We start from the raw sequence: 16,291 nt of genomic DNA, 5'->3' as shown, positions 1-16,291 counted from the left end.
ACTTTCGTTGTTAGCTTAGTGTTATTCGATGGTAACAAGCTAACTTTATGACTGATAACCAAAAGGGTCTTCTATGGAGTGAGAGGGTTCAGTAAACCATTTTGGCCCAGATTCTGTGATATAAAAATGATCTTCTAACCGTACGCCAAATTCACCAGGTATCACTAACATAGGTTCATTTGAAAAACACATGCCTGTGGCTAAAGGTGTTCTGTCATTTCTGACTAAATAGGGCCATTCATGAATATCTAAGCCAATACCATGTCCTGTTCTGTGTGGGCAACCTGGTGTTTGATAATCAGGCCCCATATTTTGGCTAGCAAGATAGTTTCTTGCTGCTACATCAACGTCACCACAAGCGACACCTATTTGTGCGGCATTAAAGGCAGCAAGCTGAGCTTGTTTTTCGATCTGCCACATATCTCGCTGTCTTTGATTAGCTTCGCCAAAAACATAAGTACGGGTAATATCTGAGTTATAACCTTCTACTTGGCAACCTGTATCAATCAGCACAATATCATTTTCTTCAAGGGCTTTAGGCGTTTTAACCCCATGAGGATATGAGGAGTCTTCCCCAAATAAAACAATGCAAAAGTATGAACCAGCTGGTGCTCCAACTTTTTTATGAGCAGTATTGATAAAAGCTGCGACTTCTTGGGTTGTTATTCCTTTTTTTAATATACGTGCAACCGCTTTGTGCACTTCCATGGTCATGTTTTTAGCTTGTTGCAATAGTGCAATTTCATGGTCGGATTTTTGGGCACGACAACCTGCGGTAACTATTTTTGCATCAGAGATAATAAGTTGTTTATTTAGTTTGCTAATGCCATCTACGATAAAAAAAGCGGTGGACTCGTCAAAGGCAATATTGCCATGGGTAATTCCTAAATTTGCAAGCACGTCATTAAATAACTGATAAGGGGATTCATGCTCCTGCCAGCCGTGAATTTCACCTGACACTGTCATGTATTGACGTAAAGTATTCACTTCAAAAAAAGGCGTTATATAATGAATGTCGCCCTCTGCAGGTATTATCGCACCAACCATTCTCTCACTCGCATACCATCTAGTTCCAGTGAAGTAATAAAGATTAGTGCCTGCATTTACGTAGGTAGCAGCAATATTATTTTCTTTCATAATTAACTGCGCTTTTTCAATACGTTGTCGATATTCTGACTCAGTAACTGCTGTTACGTTTGCTGTCATATTAGTAAGTTTTGATAATTCTATTTCTGCCGTTGAGCCGCCTACGCCTATTGTCATGTTCTTGCCTTATATTTGAAAACTTATCGAAAGTAATTATGACATGTTATTTAAATTAAATTAAGTGATTTTATACAATATACATGAATGATTAAGAGATAATTCTACATACCGTGAATTACGTAGTGATTTAACCAAAATAAATAAAAATACTCGTTAATATTTATATTGAATATCCTGATGATAAATAATAGACAATTTTGCAAAGGTAATATTTAATAGTCTTAAGCTTTAAATAAACGTGTTAGCCGATTAAAGAGTGAGCCATCTCGGTGGTAACGATACTTTAGCTTTAATGGCGCTTCACTAAAAAATTGAATAGCAACTCATTCAGTGGCTATTTAGCTTTATTAAGAACTTTGATTAAATTTTCACATTAACACGAATAGTTGAAGTTATGCTTAACGGCAGCAAGATGGAATAAATTAGTTTTATTATTAAATAAAAAATACAGGGAGAAATAATGTTATTTCGTAAAGTAGTATCTGATGATAATAGTCAGTTAGTTATCTTTATTGAAGATAGTTTTGACTTTTCTGCACACCAACATTTTAGAAATGCTTATGGTGAATATAATGAAGTTGGCGGGACAATAATCGTTAATTTATCAAAAACTACTTATATGGACAGTTCAGCGCTTGGCATGTTATTGCTGTTAAAAGATCATGTAGAAAAAAATAATGGCAAGCTGGTTATTGCAAAACCAAATGAAACGGTGAATAACATACTCGAAATAGCCCAATTTCATCGATTAATGAATATCGAGAAATAATTATGACAAATTCAATGACTAAATCTTTGGTTAAATTAGCATTAGTTGTTGAAGACTCGCCAGTACAATGTGAAATTTTAAGTAAGCTATTACAAGAAGAAGGTTACAAGGTTCATACCGCAAACGATGGCGCAAGAGGTGTCGCAGCTTATATTGAATATCAACCTGATCTAGTCTTGATGGACATTAATATGCCGATAATGAATGGTTATGAAGCGGCACGAAAAATCAAAAGTATTTCCCAAAAAAATAGTTTATGTCCGTTGATTTTTATTACCAGTTTGGATACTGACCAAGCTTTTATTGAAAGTATTGAAGCTGGTGGTGACGGCATACTTGTTCGTCCATTTTCTCCTGATGTATTTAAAGCAAAAATAAAATCAATTCAAAGAATTAGTGATTTATATGGCGAGCTAAAAGCATTTCAATTAATTCAACAAAAAGATGCTCAACTTGCTGAACAATTAATGACAGAGGTTATTGAATCACGAAATTATGGGCTTAATAAAATAGGTATGATACAAAAACCCGCCGCGCTTTTTAGTGGTGATATTCATCTTACCGCATTAAGTCCTAACGGGGATGTTCATGCAATGTTAGGAGACTTCACAGGTCACGGTTTACGAGCATCAATTGGTGCTATTCCTGTGTCTGAAACCTTCACATCCATGACTAAAAAAGGTTTCTCGTTACTGGAAATCATCACTCAAATCAATCAACAACTTTATAGTTTATTACCGGCTGATTTATTTTTAGCGGCAAGTTTTGCTTCTATTTCTAGTTATGAAAAAACGGTGTGTATTTTTAATGCCGGTTTACCTGATACTTATATATTTGATAGACATGGAGAGGTAAAACATAAGATTAAATCTAGTCATCCTCCTTTGGGAGTTTTAATAAATTTATTATCAGATTTTTCATTTAAAGCCGTAAGAGTTGATTTATCGGATAGGGTGGTTTTATTAAGTGATGGTATTATTGAAGCTCGAAATGTTGCAGGTGAAATGTTTGATATTCAACGTTTTGAACAAGCAGCCAAGCGTGGTGTTCTGCAAGGGGATATTTGCGATATAGTACTTAATAGCATCGCTGAATTTTGCCAAGATGTGCCACAAAAAGATGACTTATCTTTGATTGATATTCCTTGTCATGGCTGGGATCAAGCGTTTGTTAATGATAATGAAATAGCACGACACAAATCTCTAGGACACATAACACCTTTCAAAAATAATACGATTGCTGCATGGCGTTGGCAACTGTCTTTAACAGGAGAGCGCTTATCTAGAGTCAATCCTATCCCCATGGCAATGAATCAAATTAAAGAAATGGAAGGACATGCACAACACTGGCAAAATGTTTTTACTATTCTTACTGAGCTTTATATAAATGCTTTAGATCATGGCGTGCTTGCATTAGATTCTGCTTTAAAAAACTCGCCAGAAGGTTTTTCTCAATACTTTTTGGAACGAGAGAAAAAGATGAAAGCCTTAAGTGCTGGAGAGCTAAGCTTACACCTTTCTTATTTTCCTCTCGATATTGGCGGTCAGTTAAATATAACGATAAAAGATAGTGGTCAAGGCTTCGATATTGAGGCGGTTAGGCATAAACTTTCTATGAAAAAATCAGATCTCAGTCAGCTCAGTGGTAGAGGGATTCTCTTAGTCGAAAAGCTATGTGATAGCTTGATTTATAAGAAAAAAGGAACGGTTGTTGAAGCTTGCTATCTTTGGCATATTTAATAAACTGCTACAGCAATTATTACTTTTACCTAGAATGATTTAATCTTGAAGCATTCAATAAAGCCAGAATTTTAAAGATGATTTACACAACATAGTCTTTTGAATTTGCTTATCATGGGGTTAAACGTCATAGTTTAAGCAAGCAAACGTTATCACTCATTAATCAAACTTTAAACGTTGGATGTACGCTTGAAAAAAACTAAATTACCTAATAATAAACGCATTTTGTTAGTTGAAGATAATCGAATCAGCCAAACGATAATCTTAGGGGTGTTAGCGAACATTTACTTAGACGCAGATATTGCAGAAAACGGCCATCAAGCGTTAAAAATGCTTAAAAAAAATCATAAAGAGGGTAGATATCAACTTATTCTGATGGATTGCCAAATGCCTGAATTAGACGGCTTTGAAACAACCCAATTAATTAGAAGTGGAGAAGTCGGGCCTCAATATCAATCGATACCTATTATTGCGTTAACCGCGAACACCTTGCAAAAAGAGAAAGAAAAATGTTTATCGTCTGGCATGAATGACTATACCACTAAGCCTGTTGACGTTGCTATTTTTCAGAACAAACTTTGCCAATGGTTGGGCGAGCGAGAAGATCCGTTAAATAAAGAACATCTTGAATCTAAAAATGTCATTGATTCCCCTTCTTTAAAAAAAGCTAGTACTCACCATGAAAGTTGGAATATAGATGACTTTATGAAACGTGCGCGAAACAATACTCAGTTAGCGAAAAAGTTAATTGATTTGTTTGTTGTAGATACCCCTTTTTTAATAAATAAATTACAAGTTGTTATGAAACAAGGGAAAGAAGATGATATTGTTGCTTTTGCACATAAACTTAAAGGAAGTGCGCGGGATTTAGGTGGTTATCATTTAGCTGAAATTTGTCAGACCATTGAAAATAATGCTAGCGAGCGCGAGGGAGTACAGCTAGATTTACACTATAAAACCCTAGAAAAGGAATTTAATTTATTTATAAAAGAGTTACAACGTTTTCGCTATGAGCTTTGAACTCGAAAAGAAATTTTTCTTTTTATTATTATGTTCTGATGGCGTTTAATTAAATTTAAGAGAATTGAATGAACAAAGTATATCGATATACAATTTTAGCGGTTGATGATGCCAAAGATAGCTTGTTGTTACTCGAGCATGACTTAAAAGAAGCTGGCTATCAGGTTCTTACTGCAGAGTCTGGCGACGAAGCGCTGTCAATTTTACAAGAAAAAAATGTGAGTTTAATTTTACTCGATATGCATATGCCGGGTATTTCAGGATTAACCGTTTTACAAGCGGTAAAGGCGCAAAAAGATATCGAACATGTTCCTGTAGTGATGTTGTCTGCTTCAGACGATGAAACACAAATAGTCGCCTCGTTAGAGTTTGGTGCAGATGATTATGTTACTAAGCCCTATATTCCTAATGTTTTATTAGCACGTATTAGAAATTCTCTTAGGTTAATGGAAAAAACCTTACAACTTGAATCATTAGCGTCGATAGACTTTTTGACAAAAGTGAATAACCGAGGAAGTTTTCAAAATTTAGTTGAAAAGGTGATCAGCCAAGCAAAACGGGATCAATCTATTGTTTCTATGGCAATGTTTGATTTAGATTTTTTTAAACATGTGAACGATACTTATGGTCATGAAATCGGTGATAAAGCACTAATAAGTTTTGCACAAATATTAAAAGACACATTTCGCGACTACGACATTATCGGCAGAGTAGGTGGTGAAGAGTTTGCTGTTTGTATGCCAAATGCTGATATTGAGGCAGTATTTAATGCTTGTGAACGTTGTCGTAAAACCTTAGAAGCACATGTTATTTATTTTGAATACGAAGGTAAAGAATGCCAATTATCACTAAGTGTGAGTGTAGGCGTTACTTCAGCACAAGGACAGGTAATTGATTTTGACGAATTATTAAGAATTTCAGATCATGCTTTATATAAAGCGAAGAAAAATGGTAGGAACCAAACGATGATAGAAGGAGAATTTGATTTGAACATTACAACGATTGAAAGTAAAAAAAGACAAGAGCAAGAGAAAAAGAATATGCAAGAAAAATATGCCGGGATAAATTACCAAGTAGGCTTAAATAATGTTTTAGGGGATGAAAGCTTATTTGAAGATATTCTCGTGATGTTTCATCAAGATCATGGTGAAGATCATAATAATATTCAACAGGCCATTGACGAAAACGATCAACGTAGACTTAAACATTTAGTGCACACGATAAAAGGAGTTTCTTGTTCTATCGGGGCGATGACTTTATATGACTTATGTAAAGAGCTAGATGTTGCTGTTAATGAAAATAACACATCAAGTTACCAAGCCCTTTTTACACCACTTAAAGCAGAATTAATTAAAGTAACTTCGGGCATCGCATTACATTTATCTGAAAAGTTATAGTTTTTTATTTTAGGTGTTTATTTTGCAAGCTTAACCTTTTGTATCAGGTATCAGGTATCAGGTATCAGGTATCAGGTATTGGCATCAAGTATCAAGAAAATGAGTTGATACGAGGCTTACTCTATAATTAAGCGAATATTTGACGCGGGGATACAACAACAAGGCAATATTTCGTTTTCACCGACAAAAGCGAGAGGCTCACCATTAGGGTAATGGATCTTTCCTTCCGCTAAGGTCACGCGACACGCACCACAAAAGCCATCTCTGCAGTGGTAATGCACTTCAATATCATTTTTCTCTAAATTATTTAATAGCGTTTTATCATCAGGATCAAAAGTAATACTTTGATGTTCTACTGTGATGGTAAATGCTTTATTTGAGGTGGTTTTATTATTTAAATCTTTAGCATCAGTCATTATGCTTTCTCGACAGTGATAATATTGTCATGAAAGTGGTTAAATAATAATTAATGCTAAAGTGAATAGCGATGAACATTGTTATAGGTCAAAGTCATCAAAGTCATTGCTTGAAACGGAAGAGTCAACTTGCCCTACTAAATAACTTGAAATTTCAGTTTCTTGTGGAGCTACTTGAACATTATCACTGACCAAATAAGCATTCATCCACGGCAGTGGGTTACTCTTAATATTAAATGGTGCTTCAAAGCCTATTGCGGCCAAACGTTGGTTACTAATATACTCAATGTACTGATTTAATATCTCTGCATTTAAGCCAATCATAGAGCCATCTTTAAAAAGGTACTGCGCCCATTCTTTTTCTTGTTCAACCACATCTATAAATATTTGTAGGCCTTCATCTTTTAATGATTCAGCAATTTCTTTCATTTCAGGATCATCTTTACCTGACATCCAATTATTTAAAATATGTTGAGTCCCAGTAAGGTGCAATGCTTCATCACGAGCAATGAGCTTGATTATTTTAGCATTACCTTCAAGTAACTCGCGTTCAGCAAAAGCAAATGAACACGCAAAGCTGACATAAAATCGAATAGCTTCTAAAGCATTAACTGAACAAATGGCAAGAAATAAACGCTCTTTTAATTTACGTTGATTGACTTCAATACTTTCACCATTAACCTCATAAACTCCTTCACCTTGCGATTGCAGCAGTTGAGTGGTGATAATGACATCATCAAAGTATTTCGCAATGCTACTGGCACGTTTTAATATTGCTGGGTTAACCACAATATCGTCAAATACTTCACTAGGATCGGTAAATAAATTTCGTAATATATGAGTATATGAACGAGAATGAATGGTTTCACTAAACGCCCAAGTTTCTACCCAAGTTTCAACTTCAGGTAAAGAAACCAGTGGTAATAATACGGCATTAACAGAGCGTGCAGCCATACTATCAAGTAGTGTTTGATATTTTAAATTAGAAATAAAAATATGTTTTTCAGAACTTGTTAATCCTTGCCAATCAGCCCTGTCTTTTGACACATCAATCTCTTCAGGGCGCCAGAAAAATGATAATTGTTTTTCAATCAATTTTTCAAAGGCAACATAACGTTGCTGATCATAGCGCGAGACATTTACACTATTTCCCAAAAACATCGGCTCTAATAAAGCATTGTTGGGAGTTTGGTTAAATGTACTGTAGGTCATGTAGTGCTCCTAGAAACAATAATATTTTGTATTGTTTCAACATATCTAAAGAATAAATTGTTATTATTTTTTGTGCTTTTAATGCAGAGAATAACGCTTAATTCTCATGCTAACTTTATTGATAATTAAGCGTTTAAATATAAATTATATTTTACAAGCGCCGCCAGCACAGTCGTCACTTTCTACTTCGACCTGATCATCAGCACCATCACGGGTGTTGTGATAATACATGGTTTTCACACCAAGTTTATAAGCCGTAAGAAGGTCTTTTAGAATTTGTTTTACTGGTACTTTACCACCTTCAAATTTAGATGGGTCGTAATTGGTATTTGCTGAAATGGTTTGGTCAACAAACTTTTGCATAATACCAACAAGTTGTAAGTAACCTTCATTATTTGGAATATTCCATAATAATTCATAATTATCTTTTAATCTTTCATACTCAGGTACAACTTGTTTTAAAATACCATCTTTACTGGCTTTTACGCTGATCAAACCACGAGGAGGCTCGATACCGTTAGTGGCATTTGAAATTTGCGATGAGGTTTCTGATGGCATTAATGCTGAGACGGTTGAATTTCTTACGCCATGCTTTTTAATGCTTTCTCTTAATCCTTCCCAATCTAAATGCAAAGGTTCGCCCGTAATATTATCGATTTCTTTTTTATAAGTATCGATAGGTAAAATACCTTGCGACAAACGTGTTTCATTGAACTTAGGACAAGCGCCTTGCTCAATAGCCAATTTATTTGATGCTTGTAATAAATAAAATTGTATCGCTTCAAACGTTCTATGCGTTAAATTGTTTGCACTGCCGTTTGAATAATAGACGCCATTTTTGGCTAAGTAATAAGCATAGTTAATCACGCCTATCCCTAAAGTTCTACGACCAAAGGTTGCATTTTCAGCCGCTGGCATTGGGTAGTCTTGATAATCTAATAAATTATCTAAGGCGCGCACGGCTAAATCGGCTAAACCTTCTAATTCATCTAAACTTTCTATCGCACCTAAATTGAACGCAGATAAGGTACAAAGCGCAATTTCACCTTCAGGATCATTAATTTCATTTAATGGTTTAGTCGGTAAAGCAATTTCTAAACAAAGGTTACTTTGTCTAATTGGAGCTACTTCAGGGTTAAACGGGCTATGAGTATTACAATGGTCAACATTCTGTAAATAAATGCGACCTGTACTAGCACGTTCTTGAGCAAATAAAGTAAACAATTCAATCGCTTTAATACATTTTTTACGAATCGAGTCATCGGCTTCATATTGTAAATATAAGCGCTCGAATTCATCTTGGTCTTCGAAAAAAGCATCATATAAGCCAGGTACATCGCTAGGACTAAATAAAGTGATTGATTCACCTTTGATCAAACGTTGGTACATGACTTTATTAAATTGAACACCGTAATCTAAGTGACGAACGCGATTCTCTTCAACACCACGGTTATTTTTTAATACCAGTAAACTTTCAACTTCTAAATGCCAAAGCGGATAAAAGAGCGTAGCAGCACCACCACGTACACCCCCTTGAGAACAACTTTTAACGGCTGTTTGGAAGTGTTTATAAAAAGGAATACAACCCGTATGAAAAGCTTCACCATTACGAATCGAACTGCCTAACGCGCGAATTCTACCAGCATTAATACCAATACCCGCACGTTGAGAAACATATTTCACGATAGAGCTAGAAGCGGCATTAATTGAATCTAAACTGTCACCACATTCAATGAGCACACACGAAGAAAATTGGCGAGTAGGGGTTCTAACTCCAGCCATAATTGGTGTTGGTAATGAAATCTTAAATGTTGAGATAGCGTTATAGAAACCTTCAATATAGGTTAAACGTGTCTCTTGTGGATACTTAGCAAATAAACAAGCGGCGACTAATAAATACAAAAATTGGGCACTTTCGTAAATTTCACCGGTAACTCGGTTTTGAACTAAATACTTACCCTCTAATTGTTTAACGGCAGCATAGCTAAAATTTAGATCTCTGCGGTGATCTAAAAAACTTTCCATTTGTTCGAATTCTTCTTGCGTATAGTCGGCAAGTAAATGTTGATCATATTTTCCTGATTCAACTAATTTCACGACATGTGGGTATAACTTTGGTGGCTCAAACTGGCCATAAGCTTTCTTGCGCAAATGAAATATCGCTAATCGGGCAGATAAAAACTGATAATCAGGTGTTTCTTCAGAGATTAAATCGGCAGCGGCTTTAATGATGGTTTCATGAATGTCTTCGGTTTTAATGCCGTCGTAAAATTGAATATGAGATTTCAGTTCTACTTGTGATACAGATACGTTATCTAAGTCTTCAGCAGCCCAAGCAATAACTTGGTGAATTTTCTCTAAATCGATGGGTTCTTTTTCGCCGTTACGCTTGGTTACAAAAAGATTGTTAGTCATGAAAAACCTGTTTATTAATTTTATTGTTTTAATTATTAAGGTGGATATTTACAAAAGATGAGCAAAATTCAGCCATGCACTACATCTTGGGTGTAAACATAAAACTGATCACAAGATAATGAGGTTTAAGCTTTAATGCAAGCACTAAAAAAGGCGATATTTTGCTCTAAATAAACAAGCTCAAATCTATGTTAGTAACAACTAACTTAGTATGGTCTTTTCAATTTGATTTTTGTGAAACGCAATATCTTTTTACTTTTTTTTTTAGCGCTAAAACATGGGTATATTTATTTTAGTGATAATTTTACTATGTATATTACAAATTGTAATATAGCTGAAAAAATTATTTAATTTCAGCAAATTACAATAATTGCTTTATAAATAGGCAGTTGTCGATTATCTAATCGAAATTAATTCTTGTGGGGTTTTGATGATAAAATCAGCTTGCCATTGTTCAATATTATCTGTGGATTTAATATATCCCCACTGAGCAACCAATGTTTTCATTCCTGCGTGATTTCCAGCTTCGATATCTCTAAGGGCATCTCCTATATAGAGACAATGCTTAGGATCAACGTTCATGGCCTCGCACGCATAAAACAATGGCTCTGGATCTGGCTTTCTTGTCGTTAAAGTATCACCGCCCACCATCACAGCGCATTTATTTAGTTCAGGAAAAGACGGTAATAATTGCTTGGTTAACCCTTCAGGCTTATTCGTGACAATGCCCCAAGGAATATTTTGACTTTGCAATGTCGATAATAATTGCGAAACACCAGGGTATAAGCAGGTTTCATGTGCAATGTTAGCTTGATAAAAATCCAAGAACTCTGCTCTTAATACGTCATAATCATACTCTTTTAATTGTGAAGCAAATCCCAATGTTAATAAGCCTAATGCGCCATCTGAGGCAACAGGGCGATAAACCTCTCGTGCAACTTTAGGTAAATTGTATTTACCTAAAACAAAATTTAACGCTTCACCTAAATCATTGGCGGTATCTAATAAAGTACCATCAAGATCAAATAAAACTGCTTGTGCATTGTTCAGGAGATTATTGGCTGTATTGACTGACATGATTAAACCTTTTGACAACATAAAATATAATTTACATCTAATGACTCAATAAGCTTATGGTTTTCAGTTAATGGGTTGTAATGAATGCCAGCTGCGTCGATACATTTTAAATTATGTGCTTCCGCCCAACGTATTAATTGAGAAGGTCGAATAAAATGTTCATGATCATGGGTACCATCAGGTACAAGCTTAAGGACTTTTTCTGCTGCAACTATCGCTAATAAATAAGATTTAATGGTTTTATTTAATGTCGAGAAAAAAACATAACCGCCGGGTTTAATCATTTTACTACACGCTTCTATAATAGAGGCGGGATCAGGCACATGCTCTAACATTTCCATGCAAGTGACGACATCGAAGTGTTCAGGAAGCTGCGTTGCTTTTTCTTCTGCCGTTATTTTCTCATAAACTAAGTTAACATTCGCTTCAAGGGCGTGAAGTTTTGCGACATTTAAGGGCTCTTCTCCCATATCGATACCGGTAACTTCAGCTCCTAATTTAGCTAAACTTTCTGCAAGAATACCGCCGCCACAACCGACATCGATTATTTTTTTACCGAAAATATTTTGTACATGCTGAATTATAAATTGTCGTCTTATTGGGTTAATTTGATGTAAAGGTTTAAAGTCACCTTCTAATTCCCACCATTGACTGGCTACTTTTTCAAACTTGGCAATTTCTTCTAGATTAACATTCTGTTGTTCAGACATAAGCAGATACATTCATTTAAAGTTGAAATGCATTCTAAACCAAAGAGAATAATTCGACTAGCCATTGAAATAGAATGTTAATTAAATATTTTATTGTCGATATTTATTGTTGTTTATTTATCGACCAATCATATAACGTTTTGAATAATCTAGCGTTAATTGATAATTAATTTGTTTTAAAGGCTGATTTCATTTTTAATTGCTTTGTTTAAAATTATCACTTGAAATACATCGCTAACCAAAGCAGAATGTGATGTTATAAAGCAGTATAGTGTCATTGTTTTTTTATGATAATATCACTGTGATTTTAACAATAATAATTTCCAAATTCACATTTAGGGATACCGTCGTCATATGACCGATCTGGCAAAAAATATTGCACCAATCAATATTGAAGATGAGCTTAAAAGCTCCTATTTAGATTATGCAATGAGCGTAATTGTAGGACGAGCGTTACCTGACGTTCGAGATGGTTTAAAACCAGTGCATCGCCGAGTTCTTTTTGCGATGAATGTTTTAGGTAATGATTATAACAAACCTTACAAAAAATCAGCCCGTGTGGTTGGTGATGTAATCGGTAAATATCACCCGCATGGTGATACCGCTGTATACGATACCATCGTACGTATGGCGCAAGATTTCTCAATGCGTTATATGCTTGTTGATGGCCAAGGTAACTTTGGCTCTGTTGATGGTGATTCTGCAGCAGCTATGCGTTATACCGAAATTAGAATGAACAAAATTTCGCATTCAATTTTGGCTGATCTTGATAAAGAAACCGTTGATTTTGTCCCTAACTATGATGGCACCGAGCATATTCCTGCTGTTATGCCAACACGTATCCCAGCATTATTAGTAAACGGTTCTTCTGGTATTGCTGTTGGTATGGCAACCAATATTCCGCCACATAATTTAACGGAAGTAATTAATGGTTGTTTAGCGCTTATAGAAAATAGTGATATCACTATTGATGAGTTATTAGGACATATTCCAGGTCCTGATTTCCCAACATCTGGTATCATCAGTGGCCGAGCGGGCATAGAAGAAGCCTATAAGACAGGTCGCGGTAAAATAAAAATTCGTGCTCGTGCTGAAATTGAAGTCAATGAAAACTCAGGTAAAGAAACCATTGTTGTTCATGAGCTTCCTTATCAAGTGAACAAAGCCCGCTTAATTGAAAAAATGGCTGAGCTTGTTAAAGAAAAACGTTTAGAAGGTATTTCTGCCTTACGTGATGAGTCTGATAAAGACGGTATGCGTATGGTCATTGAAGTGAAACGTGGCGACGTCGGTGAGGTGGTTTTAAATAACTTATATAAACTGACTCAAATGCAGGTGTCTTTTGGTTTAAATATGGTGGCATTAACCAATGGCCAACCAAAGTTATTTAACTTAAAAGAAATGCTTGAAGCGTTTGTGCTGCATCGCCGTGAAGTGGTAACTCGTCGCACTATTTTCGAATTACGTAAAGCACGAGATCGCGCGCACATCTTAGAAGGTTTATCAATTGCCTTAGCGAATATTGATCCGATTATTAAACTAATAAAAGAATCAAGTAATCGTAAAGAAGCAGAAGAGAAGTTAATTGCTCAAGGCTGGGAACTTGGCAATGTTAGTGCCATGCTCGAAAGTGCAGGTACCGACGCAGCTCGCCCTGAATGGTTAGAGCCACAATATGGTATTCGTGATGGTTTATATTATTTAACCGCTGAGCAAGCTAAAGCGATTGTAGATTTACAATTGTATAAATTGTCAGGCATGGAACACGAAAAAATTCTAAGTGAGTACAAAGCGTTATTAGACCTTATTGCTGAATTAATGCATATTCTTGCTAGCCCAGAGCGTTTAATGGAAGTTATCCGCGAAGAATTAGAATTAATTCGTGATGAGTTTGGTGATGAGCGTCGTACAGAAATTACAAATGCGTCGCACGATTTATCTTTAGAAGACTTAATTTGTGAAGAAGATGTGGTCGTTACACTTTCAAGTGAAGGCTACGTGAAATATCAAATATTATCAGATTACCAAGCACAACGTCGAGGTGGTAAAGGGAAAGCAGCAACGAAGATGAAAGAAGAAGATTTCATCGAACGCTTATTAGTTGCTAATACCCATGACACAATATTATGTTTCTCAAATCGCGGAAAATTATATTGGTTGAAAGTTTATCAATTGCCATTAGCAAGTAGAACGGCTCGTGGTCGTCCAATTGTTAATTTATTGCCATTGGAAGAAAACGAACGTATTACCGCTATTTTACCGGTACGTGAATACGAAGATGATAAATTTATTATCATGGCAACTGCCTCAGGTACGGTTAAGAAAACGCCATTAACGGCATATTCAAATCAACGTGCGAACGGTATTATTGCGCTTAATTTACGTGATGATGATACGTTAATCGGTGTTGATATTACCAACGGTGAAAATGACATTATGTTATTTTCAGATGCTGGTAAAGTGGTTCGCTTTAACGAAAAAGCACGTGATAGTGAAACCGGCGAAGTGAAAGTAGATCCTGAAACTGGTGAAGAAATTCATGCATTAAGAGCGATGGGACGTACAGCAACGGGTGTACGTGGTATCAAACTTGAAGGCGATCAAAAAGTTGTTTCACTGATTGTACCTAAGAATGAAGGTGCCGTATTAACCATCACACAAAACGGTTACGGTAAACGAACTGATTTAGCTGAGTATCCAGCGAAAAGTCGTGCAACCAAAGGTGTTGTGTCAATTAAAGTGAGTGATCGTAATGGCCCTGTAGTTGGTGCAGTGCAAGTGGAAGATCTTGATGAAATCATGTTGATCACTGATAACGGTACGTTAGTTCGCACACGCGTTAATGAAGTCAGTATCATAGGTCGTAATACGCAAGGTGTTCGTATTATCCGTACAACGGAAGAAGAACATGTTGTGGCATTACAACGCATTGATGAAATTGAAGAAGATGATTCAATTATCGAAGGAGAGGTCGCAGAAGGCGAAACATCTGCAGAAGCCTCAACTGAAGAGTCGTCATCTGAACAAACACCTGATACTGAGAATGATGAAAATCTCAGTGACGGTGAAAACGAATAGTTAACACTGCAAACTAAAAAATAGGCGGTGTTAACCGCCTATTTTTTTGTGTGAAAAACACATATTCATTTTATATTTACATTTTTATTAAGGTTTTAGTTACTCATGTCTGTTGTCTATAATTTTTGTGCTGGTCCCGCAATGTTACCCACCCAAGTGATGAAAAAAGCTCAACAAGAGTTTATTAACTGGAATGATACAGGCTGTTCGGTGATGGAATTAAGTCATCGAAGTAAAGAGTTTATGGCACTTGCTGAACAAGCCGAAGCTGATTTACGTGAATTAATGGCGATTCCTGATAACTATAAAGTTATTTTTTGTCATGGCGGCGGTCGAGGTCAATTTTCAGCTGTGCCATTAAATTTATTATCCGAAGGTGGCAAAGCTGATTATGTAGTTTCAGGATCTTGGTCAAAAGCAGCTGCAAAAGAAGCTGAAAACTTTGGTGAAGTAAATGTTCTGGACGTTGTTGAAGAGATTGACGGAAGAAAAATCGTAAAACCTTCAAGTGATTGGGGAGTATCAAAAGATTCTGCTTATGTACATTATTGCCCTAATGAAACCGTTGATGGCATTGAAATGTTTGATATCCCTGATTTTGGTGATATTCCGCTTGTTGCGGATATGTCATCGACGATTCTTTCTCATCATATTGATGTTAGTAAATTTGGAGTCATTTACGCCGGTGCGCAAAAAAATATCGGTCCGTCAGGTTTAACTATTGTTATCGTGCGAGAAGATTTATTAGGTAAGGCACGTCAAGCTACGCCTTGCATTATGAATTATAAAACCAGTGCTGATAATGACTCTATGTATAACACACCACCTACGTATGCGTGGTATTTAGCTGGGTTGGTGTTTGATTGGTTAAAAAGTGTTGGTGGCGTTAGTGCTATCGAAAAAATTAACCAACGTAAAGCTCAGCTTATTTACGATTATGTTGATCAAAGTACTTTTTACAAAAACAGTATTGCAGATGACTTTCGCAGTCGCATGAATGTGCCTTTCTGGCTTGAAGATGAATCATTAAACGAAGAATTCCTACGTCAAGCAGAAGCGCAAGGCTTATTAGCATTAAAAGGGCATCGAATTGTCGGTGGTATGCGCGCAAGCATATATAATGCTATGCCTTTGGCTGGCGTAGAAAAACTTGTTGGCTTCATGAAAGATTTCGAACAGGGGATTAAATAAT

The 16,291-nt window shown here is 35.9% G+C and carries 12 protein-coding genes; 6 read left to right on the top strand and 6 right to left on the bottom strand.

Annotated features, from left to right (window positions below; all coding sequences use genetic code 11):
- Positions 1 to 45 precede the first annotated feature (45 nt).
- On the bottom strand, positions 46 to 1,263 hold the full coding sequence (locus Q4493_RS09890) for a Xaa-Pro peptidase family protein (RefSeq protein WP_303452096.1): 1,218 nt from the start codon (positions 1,261 to 1,263) through the stop codon (positions 46 to 48).
- 463 nt (positions 1,264 to 1,726) lie between these two features.
- Between Q4493_RS09890 and Q4493_RS09885 the strand changes: the two genes are divergently transcribed.
- The 4 genes from Q4493_RS09885 to Q4493_RS09870 all read left to right on the top strand — a co-directional run bounded on the left by Q4493_RS09885 (position 1,727) and on the right by Q4493_RS09870 (position 6,191).
- Positions 1,727 to 2,035 carry an STAS domain-containing protein gene (locus Q4493_RS09885; RefSeq protein WP_303452094.1) on the top strand — a complete coding sequence of 103 codons (309 nt, stop codon included), beginning with the start codon at positions 1,727 to 1,729 and terminating at the stop codon, positions 2,033 to 2,035.
- 2 nt (positions 2,036 to 2,037) lie between these two features.
- A complete protein-coding gene (locus Q4493_RS09880) occupies positions 2,038 to 3,774 on the top strand; it encodes a SpoIIE family protein phosphatase (RefSeq protein ID WP_303452092.1) in 1,737 nt (578 codons plus the stop codon).
- A 189-nt stretch (positions 3,775 to 3,963) separates the two neighbouring features.
- Positions 3,964 to 4,794 carry a response regulator gene (locus tag Q4493_RS09875; protein WP_303452090.1) on the top strand — a complete coding sequence of 277 codons (831 nt, stop codon included), beginning with the start codon at positions 3,964 to 3,966 and terminating at the stop codon, positions 4,792 to 4,794.
- Between the two features lie 68 nt (positions 4,795 to 4,862).
- Complete coding sequence (locus tag Q4493_RS09870) at positions 4,863 to 6,191, top strand: diguanylate cyclase (protein ID WP_303452088.1); 1,329 nt, start codon at positions 4,863 to 4,865, stop codon at positions 6,189 to 6,191.
- A gap of 116 nt (positions 6,192 to 6,307) precedes the next feature.
- On the opposite strand, the gene yfaE is transcribed toward Q4493_RS09870, so the two are convergent.
- The 5 genes from yfaE to ubiG form a co-directional block, all read right to left on the bottom strand.
- Positions 6,308 to 6,607: a class I ribonucleotide reductase maintenance protein YfaE gene (gene yfaE / locus Q4493_RS09865; protein ID WP_303452086.1), complete on the bottom strand. Its 300-nt coding sequence runs from the start codon at positions 6,605 to 6,607 to the stop codon at positions 6,308 to 6,310.
- Between the two features lie 81 nt (positions 6,608 to 6,688).
- Positions 6,689 to 7,819 (bottom strand): class Ia ribonucleoside-diphosphate reductase subunit beta, encoded by a 1,131-nt coding sequence (nrdB, locus tag Q4493_RS09860; protein ID WP_303452084.1) that lies wholly within the window; start codon positions 7,817 to 7,819, stop codon positions 6,689 to 6,691.
- 144 nt (positions 7,820 to 7,963) lie between these two features.
- A complete protein-coding gene (nrdA, locus tag Q4493_RS09855; RefSeq protein ID WP_303452082.1) occupies positions 7,964 to 10,234 on the bottom strand; it encodes a class 1a ribonucleoside-diphosphate reductase subunit alpha in 2,271 nt (756 codons plus the stop codon).
- Positions 10,235 to 10,630: 396 nt separating this feature from the next.
- Entirely contained in the window at positions 10,631 to 11,311 is a 681-nt protein-coding gene (locus Q4493_RS09850; protein ID WP_303452080.1) for an HAD family hydrolase, read from the bottom strand.
- 2 nt (positions 11,312 to 11,313) lie between these two features.
- Positions 11,314 to 12,021, bottom strand: coding sequence for a bifunctional 2-polyprenyl-6-hydroxyphenol methylase/3-demethylubiquinol 3-O-methyltransferase UbiG (gene ubiG / locus Q4493_RS09845; RefSeq protein ID WP_303452078.1), 708 nt, complete (start codon positions 12,019 to 12,021; stop codon positions 11,314 to 11,316).
- A gap of 354 nt (positions 12,022 to 12,375) precedes the next feature.
- Here ubiG and gyrA point away from each other — a divergent pair, with 354 nt between their 5' ends.
- A complete protein-coding gene (gyrA, locus tag Q4493_RS09840) occupies positions 12,376 to 15,099 on the top strand; it encodes a DNA topoisomerase (ATP-hydrolyzing) subunit A (protein WP_303452077.1) in 2,724 nt (907 codons plus the stop codon).
- A 105-nt stretch (positions 15,100 to 15,204) separates the two neighbouring features.
- A complete protein-coding gene (gene serC / locus Q4493_RS09835; RefSeq protein ID WP_303452075.1) occupies positions 15,205 to 16,290 on the top strand; it encodes a 3-phosphoserine/phosphohydroxythreonine transaminase in 1,086 nt (361 codons plus the stop codon).
- Position 16,291: the final 1 nt, after the last annotated feature.

It is taken from the genome of Colwellia sp. 1_MG-2023, from assembly GCF_030546755.1.
Taxonomy (GTDB): Bacteria; Pseudomonadota; Gammaproteobacteria; order Enterobacterales; family Alteromonadaceae; genus Thalassotalea_H.
This window is presented reverse-complemented; position numbering and strand designations above follow the sequence as displayed.

What these genes read in the sequence shown, in the direction of transcription:
- Q4493_RS09890 (WP_303452096.1), bottom strand. Translation starts at nt 1,263, where the DNA reads ATGACAATAGGCGTAGGCGGCTCAACGGCAGAAATAGAATTATCAAAA.
- Q4493_RS09885 (WP_303452094.1), top strand. Translation starts at nt 1,727, where the DNA reads ATGTTATTTCGTAAAGTAGTATCTGATGATAATAGTCAGTTAGTTATC.
- Q4493_RS09880 (WP_303452092.1), top strand. Translation starts at nt 2,038, where the DNA reads ATGACAAATTCAATGACTAAATCTTTGGTTAAATTAGCATTAGTTGTT.
- Q4493_RS09870 (WP_303452088.1), top strand. Translation starts at nt 4,863, where the DNA reads ATGAACAAAGTATATCGATATACAATTTTAGCGGTTGATGATGCCAAA.
- yfaE (WP_303452086.1), bottom strand. Translation starts at nt 6,607, where the DNA reads ATGACTGATGCTAAAGATTTAAATAATAAAACCACCTCAAATAAAGCA.
- nrdB (WP_303452084.1), bottom strand. Translation starts at nt 7,819, where the DNA reads ATGACCTACAGTACATTTAACCAAACTCCCAACAATGCTTTATTAGAG.
- nrdA (WP_303452082.1), bottom strand. Translation starts at nt 10,234, where the DNA reads ATGACTAACAATCTTTTTGTAACCAAGCGTAACGGCGAAAAAGAACCC.
- Q4493_RS09850 (WP_303452080.1), bottom strand. Translation starts at nt 11,311, where the DNA reads ATGTCAGTCAATACAGCCAATAATCTCCTGAACAATGCACAAGCAGTT.
- ubiG (WP_303452078.1), bottom strand. Translation starts at nt 12,021, where the DNA reads ATGTCTGAACAACAGAATGTTAATCTAGAAGAAATTGCCAAGTTTGAA.
- gyrA (WP_303452077.1), top strand. Translation starts at nt 12,376, where the DNA reads ATGACCGATCTGGCAAAAAATATTGCACCAATCAATATTGAAGATGAG.
- serC (WP_303452075.1), top strand. Translation starts at nt 15,205, where the DNA reads ATGTCTGTTGTCTATAATTTTTGTGCTGGTCCCGCAATGTTACCCACC.